The sequence below is a fragment of the Qipengyuania aestuarii genome (assembly GCF_019711535.1).
Classification (GTDB): domain Bacteria; phylum Pseudomonadota; class Alphaproteobacteria; order Sphingomonadales; family Sphingomonadaceae; genus Qipengyuania; species Qipengyuania aestuarii.
Genome location: NZ_JAIGNP010000002.1, coordinates 865,701 through 887,186, shown reverse-complemented (window position 1 = coordinate 887,186; position 21,486 = coordinate 865,701). Strand labels below are relative to the sequence as shown.

Sequence of the window (21,486 nt, the reverse complement as noted above, 5' to 3'; positions counted from 1 at the left end):
TAAGCTTTCCTTAGAGGAACTTGGCCATGACGCCGGCGGTGTCGATCATGCGATTAGAGAAACCCCATTCGTTGTCGTACCAGCTGACGACGCGGGCAAGCTTGCCTTCCATCACGCTGGTTTCGAGGCTGTCGATGGTCGAGCTAGCCGGATAATGGTTGAAGTCGCTGCTGACGAGCGGCTGATCCGTATAGTCCAGCACGCCCTTCATCTTGCCTTCTGCAGCTTCCTTCAGTGCCGCGTTCAGTTCCTCGGCGCTGGTATCGCGGCCGGGCGTGAAGACGAGGTCGACCAGGCTCACATTGGGTGTCGGGACGCGGACCGAAGAACCGTCGAGCTTACCTGCCAATTCAGGCAGGACAAGGCCGACTGCACGAGCAGCACCGGTTGTGGTTGGGATCATGTTCTGCGCACCACCGCGCGCCCGGCGCATGTCGCCATGCATCTGGTCGAGCATCCGCTGGTCATTGGTGTAGCTGTGGATCGTGGTCATGAAGCCGCGCTCGATCCCGACGGTGTCGTGAAGGACCTTGGCCATGGGCGAAAGGCAGTTGGTCGTGCAGCTGGCATTCGAAACGATGACGTCATCGGCAGTCAGCGTTTCATGGTTCACGCCATAGACGATCGTGGCCGAGACGTTCTTTGCAGGTGCGGAGATCAGCACGCGCTTTGCGCCTGCCTTGAGATGCGGTTCGGCCTGCTCATGACTCTGGAAAAAGCCGGTGCATTCAAGCACGATATCGATGCCCATTTCTCCGTGCGGCAGATTGCCCGGATCGCGTTCGCTGGTGACCTTGATCGACTTGCCGTTGACGACAATCGCATCGCCATCGACCTCGACCGTGCCCGGGAAGCGGCCATGCGTGCTGTCATACTGGAACAGCAAGGCGTTCGACTTGGTATCGGCAAGATCGTTGATCGAGACCAAATCGAGATCATGATCGTCACGCTCCAGAATGGCGCGTGCCACGAGGCGTCCGATACGTCCAAAACCGTTGATTGCAACCTTGGTAGCCATGCGAAAAGCTCCTGCTTAAGCGTTCAGTTTGTTCATGATTTGCGGCACGATCGCGTCCGCCGTGATACCGAATTTCTCGAAAAGATCCTCTGCGGGAGCAGAAGCCCCAAACCTGTCGATGCCAATGTTGAGACCATTTGCCATCGTATAGCGTTCCCAGCCAAAGGTAGTCCCGGCCTCGATGCTAACGCGCAGGATTTCGGCGGGATCAACGTTAGGGAGAATGTCGCCCTTATACGCATCATCCTGCTCGTCGAAAAGCTGTGTGCAGACCATCGACACGACGTCGGTGCCCACGCCCTGCTTTTCCAAGACTTCGGCGCACTCAAGCGCGACATGGACTTCGGAGCCAGTGGCGATGAGAATTACCCGGCGCTTGTTCCCGGCTTTCTTGAGACGATACGCCCCCTTAGACGCCATGTCCGTTTCGTCCGGCGCGTTGCGAACCTGGGGAAGGTTCTGGCGACTCAACGCCAGCACTGTCGGGCGATCCTTGTTGCGCAACGCAATTTCCCAGCATTCGGCCGTCTCGACCGCATCGGCAGGGCGCATAACCAACAGGTTTGGAATTATCCGCAAGCTTTGGACATGCTCGATCGGTTGATGGGTCGGTCCGTCTTCCCCCAGTCCGATGCTGTCGTGCGTCATCACGTATATCGCCCGCGCCTGCTGCAGCGCCGAAAGCCTGATTGCCCCCCGACAATAATCGGTGAAGACGAGGAAAGTACCGCCGTATGGGATCACGCCTCCGTGAAGCGCCATGCCGTTCATGGCCGCCGCCATCCCGAATTCACGGATGCCGTAATAGATATAGCGACCCGAATAATCGTCTGCGGTGAACGGCCCTATCCCGCCCGCTTTGGTGTTGTTCGAGCCGGTGAGATCGGCGCTTCCGCCCATGGTCTCACTCAGGCGACCATTGATCTGTTCCAACGCCATTTCGCTTGCCTTGCGGGTCGCGACCTTCACCGGCTCACTCATCAACGACTGGATGTAATCGTCGAGGTTGAAGTTCGTTGGCAAATCGCCCGCCATCCGGCGTTCGAATTCATCCCGCTTTCCGTGTTCTGAAAGACGGTTCTTCCATTCGGTGTGGTCGGTCTCGCAGCGGGCCGCCGTGTCACGCCAGTCGGACAGGACCGCCTCAGGGATCTCGAACGGCTTATAATTCCAACCGAGTTCCTCGCGCGCTGCGGATATCTCATCATCGCCAAGCGCGGCGCCGTGCGTTGCGCTGGTCCCCTGCTTGTTGGGCGCGCCTTTCCCGATCACGGTTCGGCAGGCGACCAGCGATGGACGCTCTTCGGCCTGCGCTTCGCTCAGAGCACGGCGAACATCGTCGAAATCGTGCCCGTTGCAACTTACGACATGCCAACCCGTCGCTTCATAGCGAGACTTAATGTCCTCGCTGGTCGAAAGGCCGGTGGAACCGTCGATGGTAATCTGGTTGTCGTCCCACAGGACGTTCATCCGACCCAGCTTCAAATGCCCGGCGAGGCCGATAGCTTCGTGATTGATGCCTTCCATTAGGCAGCCGTCACCAGCGATCACCCAGGTACGGTGATCGACGAGCTCGTCTCCGAAATCGGCGTTGAGCTTGCGCTCGGCTATGGCCATGCCGACTGCCATCGCGAGCCCCTGTCCCAAGGGGCCCGTGGTGCATTCGATCCCATCGATCAGGAAGTTTTCCGGATGCCCGGCGCAAGGGCTACCAAGCTGACGGAAGTTACGAATATCTTCCATGGTCGGATGGGCATAGCCTGAGAGGTGAAGCAGACTGTAGATGAGCATCGAGCCGTGGCCGGCGGACAAGACAAAGCGGTCACGGTCGGCCCAAGCTGGATCGGCAGGATCATGCTTGAGAAATTCGCTCCAAAGCACGGTAGCCACATCGGCCATACCCATAGGCATTCCTGGGTGCCCCGAATTTGCAGCCTGTACCGCATCCATGGAAAGTGCCCTGATGGCATTGGCCATCTGGACCATGCGAGCGGTGTCGAGACTCATAGGGTAGGTTCTCCGGCAAATATGTGGGCGATTCGACGCGCGCGCACCCATCGCGAAAGGGTCGCGGCAGGTCAACCCGAAGGCCATTAAGGACGATACGCCATGATGGCTTGGAAGAGTTATCAACAGGAGCCACCAAGCCTTTGCCATAGCCCATGAATATCGTTAATTCGGGCCCACCATGAGCGAGCAACGCATCAACGGCGCTATCGACAGGATCGAGAGAGCGCTCATCAGGATCGAAGTACAAGCAAGTCGGGCACGCGCCTCAGAAAAACTCTCGGAAAATCACGAGAAGTTGAAATCGCGTGTTGCTGCCAGCCTTGCACAGCTCGACGGCTTGATCGAAAGCCTCGAGAAATGAGCGACGTCAGGCTCGAAGTCGGAGGGCGTCGTTACACCATCGCCTGTGCTGACGGCCAGGAAGACAGCGTCCGCCATCTGGCCAGCATGGTTGATTCCAAATTGGCTCAGATGGGAGCCAACCTTTCTAATAACGAAGCCAAAAATCTACTGTTCGCGGCCATTCTCCTTGCCGATGAACTGGACGAAGCCAACAAACGAGTTGCGGCCCCCGCCCCGCCACCCAAAGTGGAAATCGACATTTCTTCGGTCGCCGAAAAACTCGAAAGCTTGGCCGCCACATTGGAAAATGCAGCATCGAGACTTGAGGGCTGATCACAGCAACCCTAAATAGGCGTTGGCGGGGCTGCCCGGCACGAGCCGCATGAACATCCCTGAGGCTATAAGCAATCCTAGGGAGCTGTCCCTACCGGACTGGCGGGTTCGTCCTGGCATTCTGGATATACGGCGCCCACCTGACGTGAAGGCGTCAGAGGATTTTCCGGCACCGACCCATGGTGGTCCCGTCACTTATCGACGAAACACACCCTTAGCCCCTAGCGGGGTATCCTAGGGGCAGCGATCTTCACGTTCCACAGAGGCTCCATTTGACCAAGGACGAACTTCGCAAGCGGCTACGCCAGATCCGCCGCGACCATGTGGTTGCACTTCCAGACGCCGTTCGTGCACTAGTCTTTCACCGGCCGCCGGGTCCTCTGCTTGACCACATCGCAGAAGGCGCCGTGATCGGTCTGTATCGCGCAAACCCGTTCGAAGCACCGGCCAAGTCTTACGCGAAGTTTTTCCTGGAACGCGGCCACGAGATTGCCTTACCTCGTTTTTGCGAGCAGAATTCCACCATGGAATTCGCACGGCATTCCGATCCCTTTGATGAGGAGGATCTCGAAGTAGGACCGTTTGGCTTGCTGCAACCTTTTGCCGATGCGCCGGCCTTGATACCCGATATTCTCTTCGTGCCTCTTTTGGGCTTCACCGAATCCGGCGACCGCCTTGGCCAGGGTGGCGGTCATTACGATCGGTGGCTTGCCGCGCACACCGGCACCAGGCCAATAGGCTTGGCTTGGGATTGTCAGCTGACTGAAATTCTTCCGACTGAAGCACATGATCAGCCTTTAAGGGCCGTAGTCACGCCCACCCGCCTCTTCGGTCCCTTCGCATGAGAACCGAACCGACTTGGCGCATCCCGGTGGGGCTGCTCGCTCTTCTTTTGGCTCTCATCGTCTACGGTATAGTCATTGCACGGTACCTTCCCGCACTGATCGGGACATGGCCCGCCTTGGCTCAGACCATCGTTTATCTTGCGCTTGGACTGGTCTGGTTGCTGCCGCTTGGCCGCTTCCTGAAATGGATGGAGACCGGCAACTGGCGGTAATCGGAAACGCTGGCGCATCGGTACCGTTTCGGCATCATGCCCGAGTTACCCGAAAACGAAGCCCAACGCCTTGAACTTGAGCGCGAGTGCCTCAACCGCACGATCGAGGCGATCGAGCTTGGCGACGACACGTCCTATATCGAGCTCCCCGGAGACAATGAGCGAGCGAGGCTCATCGGGCACCAGTTTACCGAGACCCGAAGGCATGGCAAAAATATCTTCGCAGGATCGAAAACCGGCCCGTGGATGACAGTGCATCTCGGCATGACTGGTCGACTTGTACCTTTCGATGCTCCCGAAGATCCACCTGATCACACCAAGCTGCTGATCCGCTTCGAAGGAGACCGCAGGCTCGCCTTCCGCTGTCCACGCAAATTGGGCCATGTGCGGGTCATCGACAGCCCCGAAGATTACATCGCTCAGGAAGAATTGGGCACCGATGCGCTGTCGATCAAAAAGGATGAATTTCTGGAAGTATTCGGGAGCACACGAAGCGCTATAAAGTCTGCGCTCATGAAGCAGCAGAAAATGGCTGGCGTCGGCAATTTGTGGTCCGACGAAACTCTATTTCAGGCTGGAATCCATCCGGAGGCCCGGACCGATGAATTGGGCGAGGAAAAATTAGCGAATATCTTCACCATCATGCGCAGCGTTCTCCAAGCCGTGGTGAAGGTCGAAGCCCACTATAAGCACCTGGATGAGAACTGGCTCATCCGGCATCGTTCAGAAGATGCGGACTGCCGACGCTGTGAAGGCACAATACGGAAAAAGAAAGTAGGCGGAAGAACCGCCTACTTCTGCGAAAAACATCAAAAGTAAGAAAATATCCCAAGGTGGCGCGAGTGACGGGACTCGAACCCGCGACCCTCGGCGTGACAGGCCGATACTCTAACCAACTGAGCTACACCCGCGCATTCTACGCTGCAGCGCCCCTTGGGAGACGCGCATCTAGGGGAGCCTCTGATTCCTGTCAACGCTATTTCCGACCAATATTTCGCACTTTTTTCAACGGCACCTTAAGTATCTGTTTTCCTATCCTTTTTTACCATTTTGGTAGCCCAAATGGCGACGGAGAGGCCTAAGCTGAATGGTGTGCTTTTGACGCTCGCGTACGCTGTCTCAGGTCGTACAACGAAAAGCGGGCGCTCTTTTCTCGACAGGCAGTTCAACCGGCCTACATGGGCCAATTCAATCGTTCCGCGTGCCCCCCCCCGGACGATAAAAAAACTCCCGCCGAAGCGGGAGTTTCACAATCCGATGGGATGATCAATCGACCAAGATCAGCGCTGGCTTCTCCAAGAGCTTTTTAAGCGCCTGGACGAAGCTCGCCGCGTCCCAGCCATCGACGACTCTGTGATCGCAGCTGATCGAAATATTCATGAGCTTGCGCTTCTCGATACGCTCCACGCCATCCGGCCCTGTCACATACATGGGCCGCTCGATGATCCGGTTTGGCCCGATGATCGCGACCTCCGGACGATTGATCACAGGCGTGGTGGCAACGCCTCCAAGCGGACCGAGAGAAGTGACCGTCAGTGTGCCGCCTTCCATATCATCCTTCTTGGCCGTACCGTTTCGCGCCGCATCCGCCAGCCGCGCTATCTCGTTAGCGAGTTGCCACAGGTTCTTTGCGTGTGCGTTCTTAATGACCGGCACCATCAATCCGGCATCTGTCTGTGCTGCCATACCCATGTTTACTGCACCATGACGCGTGACCACTCCGGCCTCGTCGTCGTAGCGTGCGTTGATCATCGGGAAATCCGGCAAGGTTTTGCAGATCGCGGTAATCAGTAATGGAAGGATCGTAAGCTTAGGCTTTTCCCCGCGCGCGTCATTCAGTTGCGCCCGAAGGATTTCGAGATCGGTGACATCACATTCCTCGACGTATGAGAAATGTGGGATGTTGCGCTTCGAAGCGGCCATGTTTTCGGCAATGCGGCGACGCATGCCAATGACCTTCTTCTCCTCGTCCTCACGGGTCTTTGCAGCCGCGCCATAGCCCGAATTGTAGGAGAGGAACTGATCGAGATCACCGTGGCGGATGCGGCCTTCCTCGGATGGCTTGACCTGCGCAAGATCGACACCAAGGTCCTTGGCGCGCCTGCGCACCGCGGGTGTGGCGAGAACCTTGGACGAAGGCGCAGGAGCAGGTTCTGGCTCGGGAGCTGGAGTCGGCGCAGGTGCAGGAGGTGGACTTGGGTCAGCAGCCATCGCATCGTCTGCATCGCTTGCGTCCGAATTCTCGACTTCGATGCGCTCTTCGACTTCATCTGCTTTTGGTGAGGGTGCTGGGGCCGCTTCAGCAGCAGCGTCATTTTCCTCGGCCACATCGTCGGGCACTTCGCCCTCGACCTCGATCACGACCAGCATTGAACCGATCGAGACCATATCACCTTCTTCGCCGGCGATCTCGAGAATCTTGCCATCGATTGGGCTTTCCATTGGCACAGTGGCCTTGTCGGTCATCATGTCGACGAATTCTTCGTCTTCCTTGACCGTGTCGCCGACCTTCTTGTGCCACTGGACGATTTCCGCCTCGGCGATGCCTTCGCCGATATCCGGCATGTTGAATACAAATTTCGCCATGGGAATCAGTCCTTGAGGATTTTGTCGAGAGCCTCGCCGATGCGGATCGGGCCAGGGAAATAGGCCCATTCGAGACTATGAGGATAGGGTGTGTCGAAGCCGGTCACGCGTTCGACCGGGGCTTCGAGATGATAGAAGCAGCGTTCGGTGACAAGCGCGGACAGCTCCGCGCCAAAACCTGCCGTCCGCGTGGCTTCGTGTACGATCAGGCAACGGCCGGTTTTCTTGACTGATTCTTCGATCGTCTCGATGTCGACCGGCACGATGGTACGCAGGTCGACGATGTCGGCCTCAACGCCCTTCTCGCGGCAGACCGCTTCGACCACATGGACCATTGTGCCATAGGCTAAGATAGTCAGCTGGTCGCCCGTTGTCGCATAACGTGCCTTGCCGAGCGGGATTTTATAATGGCCTTCGGGCACCAAACTCTCGTCGAAGCGCTTCCACGGCTCCACCGGCTTATCATAATAGCCGGAAAACGGCCCATTATAGATCCGCTTCGGCTCGAAGAAAATGACGGGGTCATTGTCCTCGATGGCGCTGATCAGCAAGCCTTTGGCGTCATAAGGCGTTGCCGGAATGACCGTCTTCAAGCCCGAGACGTGAGCGAAGATCGCTTCAGGGCTCTGGCTGTGCGTCTGGCCACCGAAGATGCCGCCACCGAAGGGGCTACGCACGGTGATCGGCGCGGTGTATTCCGCGGCCGAACGATAACGCAGCCGCGCAGCTTCCGAAATGAGCTGGTCGAGACCGGGATAGATATAATCGGCGAATTGGATTTCCGGAACCGGACGTAGGCCATAGGCCCCCATCCCCACGGCAGCTGCGATGATACCGCATTCGGAAATGGGCGTGTCGAATACACGCGTCTTGCCGTATTTTTCCTGCAGGCCGGCGGTGCAGCGGAAGACGCCGCCGAAATAGCCCACATCCTCGCCCATGATGACGATATTATCGTCACGGTTCATCGACACGTCGAGTGCATCATTAATCGCCTCGATCATGTTGAGGCGGCGTTCTGCTGGCGCTTCGCTATCCGGCGCAATCTTGGTCTGGGTCTCGCTCATGCGCCCTTCCCTTCGTTCGGCAAGCCTTCCGGAAACTTGGTTTCGCGTTCATGGATCGCTTGGTCGGCTTGCTCTCTGAGATGCCAAGGCAACTCTTCGAATACGTCTTCAAACATCGTGCGGAACGGATGATGTAGGCCATGGCCCAAGATGCCGTTGGCTTCGGCTTCCTTGGTGGTCTTCTTGACGTGCTCAGCGGCTTCGAGGTCCATCTTTTCCTGCCGCTCCTCATCCCATTCGCCGATCTCGATAAGATGGTTCTTGAGACGCATGACGGGATCGCCCAACGGCCATTCGTCACGCTCCTGCGCACTGCGATAGCCGCTCGGATCGTCCGAAGTCGAATGCCCCTCAGCGCGGTAGCTGAAGAATTCGATCAGTGTCGGCCCCGCATTCGCACGGGCGCGGTTGGCGGCCCACTGCTCTGCCGCATAACAGGCAAGCGGATCGTTGCCATCGACGCGCAGTGATGCAATCCCGTAACCCACACCACGCGCAGCAAAGGTGGCGCGCTCAGCCCCCGCAAAACCGCTGAAGCTGGAAATCGCCCACTGGTTATTCACCACGTTGAGGATGACCGGCGCGTTATAGACTGTGGCGAACAGGCAGGCCGAGTGGAAGTCGCCTTCGGCTGTGCTGCCCTCGCCCACCCAGGTTGCTGCAATCCGACTATCGCCCTTGATCGCGCTAGCCATCGCCCAGCCCACCGCCTGCGGGGTCTGCGTGGCGAGGTTGCCCGAGATGGTGAAGAAGCTGTGCTCCTTGCTGGAGTACATGATCGGCAGCTGGCGGCCTTTGAGCTTGTCACCCCGGTTTGAGTAAATCTGGTTGATCATCTCGATCATCGGATAGCCGCGCTGGATCAGAATGCCCTGCTGGCGATAGCTGGGAAACACCATGTCATCTGCGGCCAATGCCATAGACGCTGACACACTGGTCGCCTCTTCCCCGGTACACTTCATGTAGAAGCTGGTCTTACCCTGCCGCTGCCCGCGAAACATGCGCTCGTCGAATGCGCGCGTCATGGCCATGTGGCCTAGCATGGAGCGCAGCGTTTCCGGATCAAGCTTTGGATCCCAAGGACCATGCGCCTTGTTATCCTCACCCAGCACACGAATCAGGCCATGCGCAAAATCGAGCATGTCCTTGGGATCAGTGGTTTCATCTGGACGCGGTTGAGCGCCCGCTTCCGAGACTTCAATATGCGAGAAATCGACCGCATCACCAGGTCGGAACTTCGGCTCAGGTACATGGAGCGAAAGTCGGGGCCGATTATCTCCGGCACCAGCCACTCCGTCTTGGGGCCTATCGGCCATAGAATCGTCTCCCAGACGCAATCTTACTCTTCGGCGTTATTTTATTTCACAACCAAGGAAGGGTCAAGAGATGCCTTCGGGCACCCAATCCTACACGGCGACCGGAGCCTTGATAGGGTCGTGCGGATTGTAGTCCTTCACTACGAAATCCTCTATTTTGTAATCGAAAATAGTGGCCGGACGCTGCGTGATCTCGAGCGATGGAATCCCCTGAGGCTCCCTCGAAAGCTGCTCGCTGACAAGCTTCTCGTGATTGAGATAAAGATGTGTGTCACCACCCATCCAGACGAATTCGCCGGGCTGCATGTCGACCTGCTGAGCAATCATTCTCAGCAGAAGTGCGCCAGACCAGAGGTTGAACGGCAGACCAAGCGCAACATCGCAGCTACGCTGGTAAAGAATGCCGTTCAGATACGGCTTGCCATCGGGACAGGTGGAAACGTGGTATTGATAGGTCTTATGGCAGGGTGGCAGCGCCATTTGCGGCACTTCTGCTACATTCCATCCCTCGATAATGTGACGGCGGCTGCCGGGGTTGGAGCGAAGGCTTTCGATCACTTCAGCAACTTGGTTGATGCCGCATCCCTTGCGAAACAATCCGCCCTTTACTGGCTGATAGGTTGGCCAATCGACCCACTGCTTTCCGTAAACGGGCCCAAGGTCGCCCCACTCATCTGCAAATGCCTCATCATCGGCTATACGGGCGGCAAACTCTTCGAGAGAAATGGCCTCGCCAGACTGCTCGACATAGCGCGCGTGCGGCCACTCGTTCCAGATTTTCACTCCCTGCAACACCAGAGGGCGAATGTTGGTGTTGCCGGTCAGAAACCATAACAATTCCCGCGTCGCCGTTTTCCAGTAGACCCGCTTCGTCGTTATCAAAGGCATTGCCCCGTCGCAGAGGTCAAAGCGCAATGTCGCGCCGAAAACCGACCGGGTGCCGATCCCCGTACGATCAACCCGCTCGTCTCCCTCGAGCCACACCTGGCGCATGAGGTCGAGATACTGCTGTTCGAAATGGGATTTGGTATAGGACATGGGGCACTCGCTTTACGCGTTGGAGCTATAGGCACAAAAACCTGCAAAAGCGCGCTTGCGTGTTGCACAATCCACACCTATAGGGCGCGCCTGCCTCGCGGGGACCACCGGTTCCCGCACGCATCCGGTCGGGGAGTAGCTCAGCCTGGTAGAGCACTGTCTTCGGGAGGCAGGGGCCGGAGGTTCGAATCCTCTCTCCCCGACCATTTTACCCAACTTTTCAAAGCTCTAGGAGTTTTACGGCATTTCCCGGCGGAGGCGTTTTAGCTCCCCGCCAGAACGCCGCTGCGCATCTTGGATAGATAATTTCAAGACGCACTTCATTCTTGTTGACAAGGCATCCACCACGCCGCTATCGGCCCGCTCCTACCTGCCGTTCAAGACACTTTCTTGATCGGCCGTGTGCCCAGATGGCGGAATTGGTAGACGCACCGTCTTCAGGTGGCGGCGCTCGCAAGGGCGTGGAGGTTCGAGTCCTCTTCTGGGCACCATTTTCAGCTTAATTGTATGCTGAGGCTCGAAACATCTGCCGGATTGAGCTGATGTTGCGAAACCATCTCACCTAAATTTCGCGATTATCTGTCAATCGAGGTCTGAATTAAGCGAAAGTCCGGTCTTTCGCGGCCGCTATTGAATCAATGGTATTCTATCCGCTGCAAGTCATCGAATGACAAATCTCACTTTCACAGTGAAAGTCGTGGAGGCAGCGAATGCTCCTGTAGGGCGCAGTCTGAAGTCGGTAATTGACGCATCGCAGCCGGTCGCGTCGGGAGACGGTGTGTAGGTCCACGTAGCCCCCCCATCGGACGAAAAGTCCAATCGATCTGACAGATCATTCAGCGAAGTGAAGACATAACTCAAGCCAGACGAAGGTGAGCCAGCATTGAATAGGATGGGGCCGCTACTCCCGCCGAAATTGGCCAGACACATTTTCGCATCTGCTGGCGCATCGTCCCTCACCATGATGCTATTGGCATCGGCGGGCTCGCTGCCTGTGTTGGTAACGGAAATCAGGTATTCGACCAAGGCGCCTGGGATAGCCTTCGGGTTTGTGGCGCCATGCACTGGATCGGCGACCACGCGGCTTAGCTTCGTTACATTCAAGGTGGTATGAGGCCTGCAGAACTGGATATCGTGGAGCCCGATTCCTTGTTGCCCCGGATCGTTCGGGGCGGTGGAATGGTTGCCATAGCTTATCGTTATTCTGTCTACTTTCCCGGTAAAAGTGACAATGACATTCCCCATTCCAGAGTCGCTGTCAGAAGCGAAATCGCCAATGGCTGTGTTTCCGTTCACATAGTTTGCGTTCCCGTTGGTCAATGTGGGCGTCACCAAGGTTCCCGACAAACTACCCGTAACGGTAACGCGGTCCGCAAATTGGTTCGGTGCGAAATCTACATCGAACAGCGTAAATTGAACGCCTTCGAAACCTCTAGGCAGCGTGATGTCGATCGTAGCCGAATTGGAACGGGACGTCTGGTTGACAACAACAGCGAGGTTGCGTTGCGCAGGGCTCAATCCGCCCGTGAAGGTATTTTGCAGCGTGGGAGACCTGCCTCCAAACTCCGCGGAGTCTATATAAGCTCCCGGGTTTGAGACAGTGAATCCGATTTGGCCGAAAGTCCCAAGGGTGTAACTGTTGTTGGTAGAACCGGCAGCCCAGCTGACCGAGCTTGCATCCCAGTCGAAGAACGTCGAGCCATTCGGGCAGTTCAGGATGGGCGCTACGCCCGCGATGCGCCCGCTGGCGACGACGAAGCTTGCACTCGCGTAGTCGTCCTCGGATGTCACACCGTTGTTGGGAGTGGAATCCGGATCGACCGCGCTGCTGGCGATCACCTCGGCCGTGTTCGTGATGGTCGTACCCGAATTGGCAGATACGGTTCCTGTAATGGTCAGAGATACAGACGCGCCCGGAGCGAGACTGGCGACCGACCATATCCGGGTCGAGGAATTGAAAGCGCCGGTTCCCGAAGCCGAGGAGAAAGTGAATTGGCTGGGAAAGTTTTCCCGCACGCCGATGCTGTTGGCAGTTTCTACTGACGCGGAGTTGTTCGTGAGGGTCAGTCGGTATGTGACGTTTCCACCCTGGGCGGGAGCTGGACCCACGACTGTCTTTGTCAAGGAGAGGTCAGCGCCCACCGCCAAATAGGTGAAGTCGGAAATACCGGCCAATTGGGCGCCTGGATCCTCGCGTCTGGGCCCGGTGTAGCTGAAATAGACAATGCGGATACGCTTGACGATCGTACTGCCGAAATTGAACCGAATATCGCCGTTGGTCGCCGAACTATCAACATTCGCGGTACCCCGCCAGCCATTGACCGTTGCGTCATTGGTTCTCGTGACTGCACTGCCTGCCGACCAGAATCCAGCGTTCGTTGCTGCATTCACGAATGTTCCGGAACCATCGTCATAGAAGACTTCGATCGCATCTATGAAATTTCCATTATCGATGTCGGTCAGAGTGAAACTCAAATTCCTAACTGTTCTGCTGAGGGTGAAGTCAGTCGTGACCTTGTCGTCCGGATCATAGCTCGAATTGTCGAAATTGAGCAGAAGTGGCCGATCCGCGCCGCCAATGCTGCCATTGTAGTAGCTCAGGAAGTCGCCATAGCTGGCGTTGAAAGAGCCCCAACCGCTTCTGACAGTATTATATGAAATGGTCGCAGTAGTACCGTCAGAGCCGGAGACGGTGCTAGGGTTGGGCACGCCGTTCAGATTGGGGAAGTTGCCTGTTTCCCAGTCGATGGTCGCGGTTTGCGCAGCGGCGGGAGAGGTGAGGCCGAAGCTCAGCAAGATCACCCATATGACGGCGGCTGCCTTGGTCAGGATCTGGCGGATGGTGGCAGCTCTCATCGGCTCAATCCCAAGGCTGAAAGGCTGTCGGCGTCGAGCTTCATGCGGGCGGTGGCGTAGACGCCGGCATCGGTCTGGCGCGCGGCCGAGAAGTCCTCGTCGCGGAAGCCGGTGATGTTATAACCGAGCGTGAGCAAGGCCCCGTCGACCGGGACGAAGCCGACATTGGGCCCGAAGGAAAAGCTGGTCGTTCCATCGCGCAACGCCGCGCGGATCGTGCCCCTGCCCCCGATTTCGAACCGTTCGCCCACGCCGAAGCGCACTTCGGACCCGGCGAGCAGCGTAGTCCCTTCGAGCGAATAGCCTTCAACCTCGTCGAGATTGTACCGCGCGCCGAGGAACAGGCCGTATTCATCGCGCTGGAAGAAGCTGCCGTCCGCGCTCTCACCGTAAGGAGACCAATTGCCCGACAGGCTGGCGATCAGCCGCCGCGAACGGGCATCGCCGGTTACGGCAAAGGCGCTGCGTCCAACCGGTCCGACCTCTCCGGCGACCACGTTCCAGACCTGATCGCTGCGATATTCCAGCTTGCTGAGGAAGGAAAATTCCGAATTGTCCGGACGGTGTGCGAGCGCGATGGCCGCATCGAGGATCTCGCTTTCCGAGCCGTCCTTGCCCGAAGCATTGGTCCAGGTGAGGCCTGAACCGACGATCGAGCCTTCGCCCAGCTGACGGATCGCACCGGCGGTCAGGCCCTTGCGCGTGGCCCACTGGCCGTCGCGATATTCGGCGCGCGCAGTCGCGCTCCAGCGGTCCTTGCGATAGGCCACGCCGAGCGTTGCCGCACCGAAGTCTTCGAACAGGCTGCCCGCCTGCCCCAACTGTCCGCCGCTGCTGACGGGGTGATCGGGATTGATGATATCGCCCAGCGCCGGATCCTTCCCGAGCGTGCGATTACCGTCGAGTGTGGCATCGATCGTCAGGCTGGGCGTCACTTGCAGGCTCTGCGACAGGCCGAAGGCGGCAAAGGTGCGGTTGCCGAATTCGTCGATCCGCTGCTTGCCGAGCGATGTGACCGCCTGCGCGCCGTTCCAGGGCGTCACCTCGAACCCGCCCTTGATGGTATGGGCACCGATATTTTCGCCATCCGCGATCTCGTAGAGCCCGACGAAACGGACATCTTCGGTCAGCGCGTAGCGTGCCCCGATCCGGTGACGGGTCGGCAGATCGATCGACTCGCCCTGGTCCAGAGCGATGCTGGTCGAAGCGCTGAGTTCCAGCCGGTTGTCGAACAGGCGCCGCGTCGCGCCGCCTTCGAGCACGGTCGAGATATTCTGCGAGCCATCGGGCAGGCGGTCTTCGAACCGTGCGATGCCGAGGCGATATTCGTTCTGGAGGTTGATGTAGCCGAGTTCGATCTGGGCGGCACGGCGGCGGGCATCGCTGTCGAGGCTTTCGTCCTGCCAGACGCTGCCAAGCACGGCGAACCGGTCATCGATCTTGAGACGGGCATCGGCACCGACCTTGGTGCGCCCGAGTTCGGCCCCGTTCTGATGGCCCACGCCGAATTCGGAATCGACCGTGCGCGCATACGCCAAAAGATCGAGATTTCCCGTCTGGTGCTGCATTTCCACCAGCCACGCCTGATCCAGATCGCCGCCATTGTCGCTTATCGCGACCTCCGCACGAAGCTGTGTCGCTTCGTCCAGTTCGGCATGCATATCCAAACCGGCCATATTGGTGCGGGCGCCCGTGCCCTTGTCGCTGATGGCCGTCGCGCCGATGCGAACCGTGTCGGTGCGATCGGTCCATTCTACGCGCACCCCGGCATTGGTTTCACCGCCCGAGCGGCCATCGGTTTCATAGTCGACGACGATGAATTGCGGGTTGAGATCGAAATCGCGGCTGAGAACCGGTTCCTTGAAGGTGATCGTGCCGGTCAGCAGATCGATATCGTAATCGATGAAGCGGCTTAGCTGCCGGGAGGTCACGATCAGTTCGCTACGGAAGCGATCGCGCACTTCCAGAGTAACGCGTTCGCTATTGGCAATGATGCCGCGGCTCGACAGGCTGTAAGGCCCGGTGATGCCCTGCCCCTGAATCTCGTCGCGGCGGAAACCGCTGGAGATATCCGCAGCGAAGGCTTCCGCCTTGAATTCGCCAAAGCGTGCCTCGCCCTTGAAGCCGGTAGCGGTGCGATTGTAGCGCGAAAGCCGCGTCTGGTCGAAGCCGGTCACGAAATCGCCGTAGAGCGCATAGAAGCTGGCGGTCTCGATACGCAGATAGAGTTTTTCGCGTGAAGCGGCGTCGAACTGGCGGCTCGAACCGTCGCCGAACACCGTATAATAGGCATCAGGGTCGATCGTGCCGAGCAGGCGCTGATCCTCTTCCTGCTTGGCGCTGTCATAGGCGAGCGTGACGAGGTATTTTCCAAGCACCCTGCCCTTGGCATAAAGCGCCACGCGGGCTTCGTCGCCCAGATCGCTGTCGAAGCGGCCCGAGCGTTCCATATTCTCGGCCACAGTGCGCGCGCCGACAGACCCTTCGGCAAGACCAATCACGGTCCATTCTATATCGCCCGGCTCGATCCAGGTTTCCAGAACCTCCTCACGCGAGATTTCGCCGTCATCGAAGCGGAAGGCGAGCTGTAGCGAGCCGCTGACCATGGTTGGCGCCAGTTCGACAAGCGCGATCCCGTCGGATCCTTCCACTGTCCAGCGGGCGGATCCTGCGGCAAGGCCGGTCAGCTGGTTCAGCTGCTGGCGCTCGAGCTGCTCGGCGCTCTGATAAGGCGCGCTGATCGTCAGTTCGCCCGAAATCCCGGCACGTAGAGGCCGGCGGTTGCGATCGAGAATGCGGATCGCCACCACCGGATTGGTGCGCCCATCGGCAACCAGCTTCGACTGCGCTTCGACCAGTTCGGCCTTGGCCGGCGTGGTGGTGAAGAAGACTTCACGCTCGATCGTCTGGTTGATTTCGCCGAAGCTGTTGATGATGTCGGCGCTGAGGACCGAGCGTTCCCCGCGCAGCGGCACACCGCGCCACATGCTGACCGCGTAGCGGCCCTCTTCGGCATTGCGGACGCCTTCGAACAGCAGCGCGTCGACCGGCTTGCCGTCGATGCGCAAATTGATCTTCTGTCCCTTGCGGTGGCGGATCGCCACCTTGATGGCAGGCGCACGCGGATTGTGATCGACTTCCGGAGAAAGCCAGCCATCGGGTCCATCGCCAAGCGCGATCCAGTCGACCGCAGCTTCGCTCTGGGCTTCAGCCTCGGCCTCGGCCTCGGGCTTTGCAGCAACTTCGCCGTCACCAAGGGCTTGGGCGGTTTCTGCCGCTGCACTGGCTGTCGGCAGGCTTCCTTCCGGCACGGTCGCGTAGAAATCGGCCGTAACCAGAGAGCCGCCGCCGCCGATGGCGAAGCGCGAGATCGCGCTGCCTGCGCCGCGCGTGTCACGGTTGCAGTCGATGAATTCGCCGCCTTCGGGCAGGGTCATGCGCGATACTTGCACGACATGGGTACCGGGGACGACGCCATCGAAGTGATAACGGCCATCGCGATCGGTCACTGCGAAGCTGCCGTCTTCCATCATGACGCGGATGCCGGGGATACCCTGACGATTGTCCTTCACATCGCAGGTGCCCGCCGAAACCCGGCCGATGATGGTCATCCGGCCAGCGATGGTTTCGCGTTCGACCTCAATCGTGGCTCCGGTCCCGGTTTGCCGACCAAGCGAATCTTCGGCGGTTGCACGATTTTCGGCCGGCCCCGGGGGCGCATCGGCGCGGATCGTCATGGCATAGGTAATCCGCCGGCTGCCACCAGCCGGGATGTCTTCCAGGTTGAAGACGATTTTGCTGCCATCAGGAGCGATTTCTGCCGCTTCGCCAGCCGGCTGACCGTCGATCTGGACGGAATCCTTGCGGAAGCGAAGCCAGCGCGAAGGAGTATCGGTAACCTTCACGGCCCGTTTCGGTCGCGAAGGATCATCATTGGTTACGACGATCGAATAGAGGATCAGGTCGCCCGGCTGCGCGCCGGGACGCGATGCCGTCTTGGTCAGTTTCACTCCGACACCCGGACGATCGAGAGGAATGTCTACCAGGCGCGAATCGTTAACATTCGGCGAAACATCACGGCCGAACGATCCATCCGCGATGATGAAAGCCTGCCCGTTTGCGCCTTTGAGAAGGGTAAGTTGTTCAGGGGTGACGACGGAAGGCATGGTATATGGCGTGGGTGGTTCCACGCGCAGGCGATAGCGACCGGCAGCGACGCGTGGGAACCAGAACTGGCCCTTCTCCATGGAGTAGACCACACCCGCCGTATCGAAGATCGGCTCTCCGGAAGTGACCGTGGACGGCCAAGGGGTGACGCCGTCTCCGGCAAAAACCTGTGCCGGCGCACCAGTTTCTGCATCCAAGAGCGTGACGCGTGCACCGGAAACCGCTTCTCCGGTTTCGCTGTCAAAGACTACATTGAAAGCCGGCGCGATGACGTCCACCGAGCGGCTGATGATCGATACCGATCCTGCGCCGAGCGATACGTCGATCTCAACGACGCCCTTGTCAATCACGCCAAGACGGCAATCGCCTGACACGAAGGCAGGCGGCGTCGGATGAGTTTCGATCGAGCCGATGAAGACGCCGGTATCGACGCCCGTTTCATAGACGGTAATGTTCTCGCGGTCGCCGGTGCTGCTGGCGATAGCGAGATCGACCTGGTCGATAACGCCGGGATTGCGGTTCGCCTGAGCCGCGGTGACCTGAATATACAGAGCCGTACCAGCCGAGATCAAAGAAGTCGGCTCTACATTGGCCGATTTGCCATTGGTGCTAGTCGTGTTTGCCCGCGCGGCGGACGTCTCGGTGGAATTGGTCGCCAGACAGAGCGAGGCGGAGAAATCCAGCTGGATGCCGGGCTTCACGACCGGGCGATACAGGGCGATCGATGCGTTGTTCGTTTCGACCTTGATCGAATAGAGATTGGATTTGGTCTGGAAATTCTCGCCGTCGAACGTCCAGCGCGCTTCCGCGATATTGTCGATCGATTGCGCGCGCGCCGTTCCTCCCAACACGACAAATGGCAGCAGTACTCCGAGGAGCACTGCTGCCAAAAGCCGGAAGGAGGAACGGAAACGCACGTTCTGCTTCAGGTGATCAGTTTATGGTCACGCGGAAGTAGACGGAACGGCTCTGCGCCGAACCGATGTCGCTGAGATCGGCAGTGACATTGGGATCCGCGAAAGCCGCGGTCGGCGGCGTAGCGGTCAGACCGTTGGTGCCATTTGCGCAGGTCGCATCGCCATTCACGAAGATGCCGAAGCTGCTGTCGTAAGTGACGTCGGCCGGCAGGGCGTCGGTCACGTCGATGCCGGTAGCGGTCGCGCCGCCCGAAGCATTCGATACCACGATGCAGTATTCGACCACGGCACCCGGAATTGCCTTGGGATTGGTGGTGCTGTTGATCGGATCGCTGATGATGCGGCTGGTCTTCGACACAGTCACATCGGCAGCCGACACGGCATAGGTACCGCGGGCCGAGAAGTCGCCCTCGCCGGCGTTGTCTCTGTCACCGGCACCGTCGGCCAGAACCGTGTCCACGCCCGCAGTGTTCGCATCGGTGCTGTTGAGCAATGCGGCACCCGGCGATGCGGCGCTGCCCGATGCAGCGCGTGCATCCGCAGACAGAACGACGTCGAATTCGCTGGTGTTCGCAGCATTCAGACCGATGTCGGCAACCACGAGGACCTGACGCATTTCGTCTTCGGTCATGTCGTCGAGATAGGTGATCGGACCGGCGTCGATTTCGGCCTGGTCGAGAATGCCATCCTTGTTTGCATCGAGATAGATGCCGAGGATGGTCAGGCCGGCCGGATTGGCAGCGTCAGCAAGAGCGCTGAGCTGGTAATCGAGCGTGTCGTTCGACAGGTTGGTGACCTCGAATGCCAGAACAGCCTTGTTCTGGCCCGGTGTTACCGAAACGGTAGCTTGGTCGACTGTGACGGTGACATTGACCTTGCGGTCGACCGTGAACTCGTCAGAAGCGGTAACTGCGGTCTGAGTGATATTACCAACGTCGAAGCTTACCGAGACGTTGTTGGTAATCTTGTCACCAGCCGAAGTGCCCGCCGCCAGCGCAGGGCTGGAACTGAGGGCGACAAGTGCAATCGCACTCGTCGCACCCAGCATTTGCTTGGTGCGTTTCATCTTACACTTCCTTAGTATGTGTCCGCGCTTCGCTTACCGCCCGCAGAACTTGGCGGTTACCTTCCGCCGTTCAGCGGATGATAGCTGGGTATTCGAGCCGTCCGCTCGCGCCCGGCGCAACCGAGGCCAGCGTCCAGCGAATGTGAGTCACATCTTCCGGCGCGGCCGCGCGCTGAGCGCCGTCCTCGCCGGTCACTGTCAGTGCCGAAAGCCTGCCCCAGCTCTCGCCGCCATCGACCGAGACGATCAGCTCGTCGCTGGCGTCGGGCGCCAGGCGGACAGCCTTGGGAACCGGGTTCGTCACCACGAAATTGGCGACGGCCTGCGTGCCCTTGTTGGAATAATCGGTGCCGAAGATGAGCTTGTCGCCGGGCACGATCGTGTCGGGCGTGACCAGTTCGACCGTGTCTTCGCCGTTCTCGCCCGTCACGACCTTCTCGAGCTTCACGTCACCCTTGAGGTCGATGTCCTTCTGCTGCGCTTGGGCGGGCGCTGCGGCCACACCCAGCGTACCGGCCATGATCAGGGCGATGGCGAAGGTGCTGGCGAATTTCTTCATTTTTCCGAATTCCATGTGATCAATCAGTTCAGTCGATGGTGACGTCGAAAGTGACGGAATGGCTGGTGCCGCCCGCGACCGTGCCTAGTTTTACGGAAATCCCGGTGGCAGAGCTTTCGCCTGCATCGGCGTCGGTAGCATCGGTGAGGCCAGCAGCATCAAGCGCCAGCGTCCCGGCGGTATAGGTCGTGCCGGCCGGGAAAATGTCGGCCACCACGAGATCGCTGACCGTTCCGCGGCCAGTGACATTCGCCGTGATTGTGTAGGAAACGACTGCGCCAGGCACCGCGCTCGTGCCGCCCCAGGGATCGCTGACCGTGGCGGACTTCACCAGATCGACCTTGGTGATGCCGATGATGATCGACCCGGTGGCATTGTCGTCGGCACCGTTACCGCCGACGATCGCATCACCGCCATCGACGCCCTGCGCGGCGAAAACCGTGCCCGGCGTGCCGGTTCCGGTGACGGCTTCGGCCAGCAGATCGACAGTGCTTTTCTGCCCGTCGAGGACCATTCCGGGGATGCTCGTGATGACGAAGACCTTGATGGCCTCACCGGCAGCGAGAACCTTCGTGGTTTCGGGCGCGGTCAATATCTGATCCACGCCGGGATCGTAGGTCCCGTTATTGTTGGTATCGACCGCGATGTCATCGATATCGGTATCGAAGTCGTTGCCTGAAATGCTGGGATTGGCCGTCAGCCGGAAAGCTTCCGGGCCGTTGCCGATATTGGTAACTTCGAAAGTCAGCACCGCCGCGCCCGAGGACGCGGATACAGGCCCGGAATTCAGCGAGGTGACGGTAACATCCAGTACTTCGTCGACCCGTAGAGTGACGGTGTTCGACGGGACCGAGACGGACCCCGTACCATCGTCGTAGGTCGCCGTGGCAGTGTTCTCGATGAGAGTACCTGCCTCGACACCGGCGGCATAAGCAGCTGGTGCAGCGAGGAAAACCGAAAGGGCCAGAGTGCTGGCGAAGGCGCGATGATAGTTAACCATAGGGTCATACCTACGCCGAAACGCTTAACAATCCGTTTCATGTAAGGTTACTTTTCGGTCACCTATTATGAAAACCCTAAATTAACCATTCTAGGTTTCTCGGCCTTGCGGCGGCAAACGCTTGGCGCGGCCCGACCCAAGCTGTTAGGCTCGG

General features: G+C 58.9%; 16 protein-coding genes and 3 tRNA genes. 7 read left to right on the top strand and 12 right to left on the bottom strand.

The annotated features are described in order from the left end of the window. Positions 1-10: 10 nt before the first annotated feature. Together gap and tkt are read right to left on the bottom strand one after the other, a co-directional pair. Positions 11-1,018, bottom strand: a complete 1,008-nt coding sequence (gap, locus tag K3175_RS09435; RefSeq protein ID WP_221543083.1) for a type I glyceraldehyde-3-phosphate dehydrogenase — start codon at positions 1,016-1,018, stop codon at positions 11-13. A 15-nt stretch (positions 1,019-1,033) separates the two neighbouring features. Beyond that, a complete protein-coding gene (tkt, locus tag K3175_RS09430) occupies positions 1,034-3,025 on the bottom strand; it encodes a transketolase (protein WP_221543082.1) in 1,992 nt (663 codons plus the stop codon). Between the two features lie 181 nt (positions 3,026-3,206). Between tkt and K3175_RS09425 the strand changes: the two genes are divergently transcribed. The 5 genes from K3175_RS09425 (at position 3,207) to K3175_RS09405 (ending at position 5,579) form a co-directional block, all read left to right on the top strand. Further along, complete coding sequence (locus K3175_RS09425) at positions 3,207-3,389, top strand: hypothetical protein (protein ID WP_221543081.1); 183 nt, start codon at positions 3,207-3,209, stop codon at positions 3,387-3,389. Beyond that, complete coding sequence (locus K3175_RS09420) at positions 3,386-3,703, top strand: cell division protein ZapA (protein ID WP_221543080.1); 318 nt, start codon at positions 3,386-3,388, stop codon at positions 3,701-3,703. The genes K3175_RS09425 and K3175_RS09420 overlap by 4 nt, the downstream gene beginning before the upstream one ends. Before the next feature lie 272 nt (positions 3,704-3,975). Continuing rightward, complete coding sequence (locus K3175_RS09415; protein ID WP_221543079.1) at positions 3,976-4,548, top strand: 5-formyltetrahydrofolate cyclo-ligase; 573 nt, start codon at positions 3,976-3,978, stop codon at positions 4,546-4,548. Beyond that, on the top strand, positions 4,545-4,760 hold the full coding sequence (locus K3175_RS09410) for a DUF2842 domain-containing protein (protein WP_221543078.1): 216 nt from the start codon (positions 4,545-4,547) through the stop codon (positions 4,758-4,760). The genes K3175_RS09415 and K3175_RS09410 overlap by 4 nt, the downstream gene beginning before the upstream one ends. Positions 4,761-4,796: 36 nt before the next feature. Further along, the gene (locus tag K3175_RS09405) at positions 4,797-5,579 is read left to right on the top strand and encodes a DNA-formamidopyrimidine glycosylase family protein (protein ID WP_221543077.1); all 783 of its coding nucleotides are present in this window, start codon (positions 4,797-4,799) and stop codon (positions 5,577-5,579) included. 15 nt (positions 5,580-5,594) lie between these two features. On the opposite strand, the gene K3175_RS09400 is transcribed toward K3175_RS09405, so the two are convergent. The 5 genes from K3175_RS09400 to thyA form a co-directional block, all read right to left on the bottom strand. After that, positions 5,595-5,671, bottom strand: a tRNA-Asp gene (locus K3175_RS09400). Between the two features lie 355 nt (positions 5,672-6,026). Beyond that, entirely contained in the window at positions 6,027-7,346 is a 1,320-nt protein-coding gene (locus K3175_RS09395; RefSeq protein WP_221543076.1) for a dihydrolipoamide acetyltransferase family protein, read from the bottom strand. Between the two features lie 5 nt (positions 7,347-7,351). After that, on the bottom strand, positions 7,352-8,413 hold the full coding sequence (locus K3175_RS09390; RefSeq protein WP_221543075.1) for an alpha-ketoacid dehydrogenase subunit beta: 1,062 nt from the start codon (positions 8,411-8,413) through the stop codon (positions 7,352-7,354). Then, positions 8,410-9,729, bottom strand: coding sequence for a 3-methyl-2-oxobutanoate dehydrogenase (2-methylpropanoyl-transferring) subunit alpha (locus tag K3175_RS09385; protein ID WP_221543074.1), 1,320 nt, complete (start codon positions 9,727-9,729; stop codon positions 8,410-8,412). The genes K3175_RS09390 and K3175_RS09385 overlap by 4 nt, the downstream gene beginning before the upstream one ends. A 90-nt stretch (positions 9,730-9,819) precedes the next feature. Further along, positions 9,820-10,767: a thymidylate synthase gene (thyA, locus tag K3175_RS09380; protein ID WP_221543073.1), complete on the bottom strand. Its 948-nt coding sequence runs from the start codon at positions 10,765-10,767 to the stop codon at positions 9,820-9,822. 129 nt (positions 10,768-10,896) lie between these two features. Between thyA and K3175_RS09375 the strand changes: the two genes are divergently transcribed. Both K3175_RS09375 and K3175_RS09370 read left to right on the top strand, forming a co-directional pair. Then, positions 10,897-10,973: transfer RNA gene (locus K3175_RS09375), tRNA-Pro, on the top strand. A 198-nt stretch (positions 10,974-11,171) separates the two neighbouring features. Continuing rightward, positions 11,172-11,258: transfer RNA gene (locus K3175_RS09370), tRNA-Leu, on the top strand. A 169-nt stretch (positions 11,259-11,427) separates the two neighbouring features. Here the strand turns inward: K3175_RS09370 and K3175_RS09365 are convergent. From K3175_RS09365 to K3175_RS09345, 5 genes are all read right to left on the bottom strand, one after another. Continuing rightward, positions 11,428-13,623 carry a DUF11 domain-containing protein gene (locus K3175_RS09365; protein WP_221543072.1) on the bottom strand — a complete coding sequence of 732 codons (2,196 nt, stop codon included), beginning with the start codon at positions 13,621-13,623 and terminating at the stop codon, positions 11,428-11,430. Then, positions 13,620-18,707, bottom strand: coding sequence for a hypothetical protein (locus tag K3175_RS09360; protein WP_345719346.1), 5,088 nt, complete (start codon positions 18,705-18,707; stop codon positions 13,620-13,622). Before K3175_RS09360 ends, K3175_RS09365 begins: the two co-directional genes overlap by 4 nt. A gap of 16 nt (positions 18,708-18,723) precedes the next feature. Beyond that, positions 18,724-19,773 carry a DUF11 domain-containing protein gene (locus tag K3175_RS09355; RefSeq protein WP_221543071.1) on the bottom strand — a complete coding sequence of 350 codons (1,050 nt, stop codon included), beginning with the start codon at positions 19,771-19,773 and terminating at the stop codon, positions 18,724-18,726. 70 nt (positions 19,774-19,843) lie between these two features. Beyond that, positions 19,844-20,347 (bottom strand): hypothetical protein, encoded by a 504-nt coding sequence (locus K3175_RS09350; RefSeq protein ID WP_247710796.1) that lies wholly within the window; start codon positions 20,345-20,347, stop codon positions 19,844-19,846. Between the two features lie 13 nt (positions 20,348-20,360). After that, on the bottom strand, positions 20,361-21,332 hold the full coding sequence (locus K3175_RS09345; protein ID WP_221543070.1) for a hypothetical protein: 972 nt from the start codon (positions 21,330-21,332) through the stop codon (positions 20,361-20,363). Between the last annotated feature and the right edge of the window lie 154 nt (positions 21,333-21,486).

Bases quoted from the DNA above. Each gene is read 5' to 3' on its own strand.
- K3175_RS09420 (WP_221543080.1), top strand. From the start codon at position 3,386: ATGAGCGACGTCAGGCTCGAAGTCGGAGGGCGTCGTTACACCATCGCC.
- K3175_RS09395 (WP_221543076.1), bottom strand. From the start codon at position 7,346: ATGGCGAAATTTGTATTCAACATGCCGGATATCGGCGAAGGCATCGCC.
- gap (WP_221543083.1), bottom strand. From the start codon at position 1,018: ATGGCTACCAAGGTTGCAATCAACGGTTTTGGACGTATCGGACGCCTC.
- K3175_RS09410 (WP_221543078.1), top strand. From the start codon at position 4,545: ATGAGAACCGAACCGACTTGGCGCATCCCGGTGGGGCTGCTCGCTCTT.
- K3175_RS09365 (WP_221543072.1), bottom strand. From the start codon at position 13,623: ATGAGAGCTGCCACCATCCGCCAGATCCTGACCAAGGCAGCCGCCGTC.
- K3175_RS09345 (WP_221543070.1), bottom strand. From the start codon at position 21,332: ATGGTTAACTATCATCGCGCCTTCGCCAGCACTCTGGCCCTTTCGGTT.
- tkt (WP_221543082.1), bottom strand. From the start codon at position 3,025: ATGAGTCTCGACACCGCTCGCATGGTCCAGATGGCCAATGCCATCAGG.
- K3175_RS09425 (WP_221543081.1), top strand. From the start codon at position 3,207: ATGAGCGAGCAACGCATCAACGGCGCTATCGACAGGATCGAGAGAGCG.
- K3175_RS09405 (WP_221543077.1), top strand. From the start codon at position 4,797: ATGCCCGAGTTACCCGAAAACGAAGCCCAACGCCTTGAACTTGAGCGC.
- thyA (WP_221543073.1), bottom strand. From the start codon at position 10,767: ATGTCCTATACCAAATCCCATTTCGAACAGCAGTATCTCGACCTCATG.
- K3175_RS09355 (WP_221543071.1), bottom strand. From the start codon at position 19,773: ATGAAACGCACCAAGCAAATGCTGGGTGCGACGAGTGCGATTGCACTT.
- K3175_RS09390 (WP_221543075.1), bottom strand. From the start codon at position 8,413: ATGAGCGAGACCCAGACCAAGATTGCGCCGGATAGCGAAGCGCCAGCA.
- K3175_RS09385 (WP_221543074.1), bottom strand. From the start codon at position 9,729: ATGGCCGATAGGCCCCAAGACGGAGTGGCTGGTGCCGGAGATAATCGG.
- K3175_RS09350 (WP_247710796.1), bottom strand. From the start codon at position 20,347: ATGGAATTCGGAAAAATGAAGAAATTCGCCAGCACCTTCGCCATCGCC.